Origin of the sequence: Actinokineospora sp., from assembly GCF_050699995.1 — a bacterium.
In the GTDB taxonomy this organism is placed as follows: domain Bacteria; phylum Actinomycetota; class Actinomycetes; order Mycobacteriales; family Pseudonocardiaceae; genus Actinokineospora.
In genome coordinates, this window is record NZ_JBOHGC010000105.1 from 1 (window position 1) to 1,249 (window position 1,249).

Annotated in this window: 2 protein-coding genes; both read right to left on the reverse strand. The window is 64.8% G+C overall.

The features are described from left to right. The coding region (locus tag ACRDSQ_RS06190) for a DMT family transporter (protein WP_431419570.1) at positions 1-700 on the reverse strand (700 nt) is incomplete at its 3' end. Between the two features lie 334 nt (positions 701-1,034). Further along, positions 1,035-1,249 (reverse strand): DcaP family trimeric outer membrane transporter (locus ACRDSQ_RS06195; protein ID WP_431419572.1); only part of this gene is annotated, 215 nt, incomplete at its 5' end.

The following is a 1,249-nucleotide window of genomic DNA, read 5'->3' on the forward strand; positions in this document are numbered from 1 at the left end:
GCAGGGCGATGCCGCCGATGCTGGCCACCAATCCCAGATGCAGCACGGCCAGCCAGCTGCTGCCTGATGCGGCAAGCAGGCGATGCACGCCCAGGGGCTGGCCGCTGAAGTGCAGCACGGCCACAGAGCCCAGCAGCAAGACCATGCCCTGCAGGGCGGCGAGATGCAGCGAGCGCAGCGGCTGGCGGGCGGGCTGCCCGGCATGTTGTTGGGCCGCGCCCAGCGCATGGATGTACAGGGCGTAAAACACGGTGCTCGCCAGGGTCAGGCTGTCGCCCGGATTCCATGGAGCGTCGCTCCAAAACAGGCTTCTGACGCCGGCCAGCGCCAGCAGGCAGGCCAGCCACAGGTTCCAGGCGGGTCTCTGCCCCAGCACCAGGCCGATCAGGGGCACCAGCAGCACGTTCAGGCCAGTCATGAAGGCGTTGCGGTTGCTGCTGGTGCGTGTCAGCCCTTCAATCTGCAGCGCGAATGCCAGAAACAGCAGCATGCCCAGCCCCAAGCCCCAGCGCCACTCGGCCTGCCGGCTTTGCAGCAGCAGCGGAGACAGCACCAGCACCGCGATGGCAAAACGCAGTGCGATGATTTGCATGGCACTGAACTCGCTGGTCAGCAGCTTCATGGTGGGGAAGGTGGTTCCCCAGATCAAGGTGACGGCCAGCAAGGCCAGCACACCGCGGTGTTTATCGAACAGTTTCAACCTAGAAACGGCAGTTGGACGCGCCCGAGTGGGCCGTCATGGGGTGCGGTGGCAAGGCGCGACGAGGCAGCAGGCTGATGCCTGCAAGGAGGAGCAACGCAGCCAGCGTGCCCCAGGGCGGCTCAATCGGGTGCGTAGCGCTCTCACCCAAGCGGTGAAGTTTTTCACGACCACCAAAGTCAGTGTTCATGCGGTCTGTTTTATTGAAGCAAGCGGTCAACTGCGGTTTCTAGGTTCAAGGCAGGGACTCCCAAAGGAAAACGCCCTGGCCGACAGATGACAGGGCGCAAGCGCGATCGCAGGCCAGGCCTGGGCCCGGCGAAGGCCGCGGCGATCAGTTGAACGAGTAGCGCGCTTGCAGGTTCAGGCGCGACAGGCTGCCGCTATTGCCGGCGTAGGTGGTGCGCTTGCCACCGATCAGTTCGGCGCCCAGTTCCACGTTCTTGAGGGGCGTGTGGTAGAAACCCAGGTGCCACTGGCTCAGGCGCTTGTTGCCGCCGGTAGCCAGCGCATAGGGGTCTGTGCTGGCCACCCGGGATTCAGCCAGTC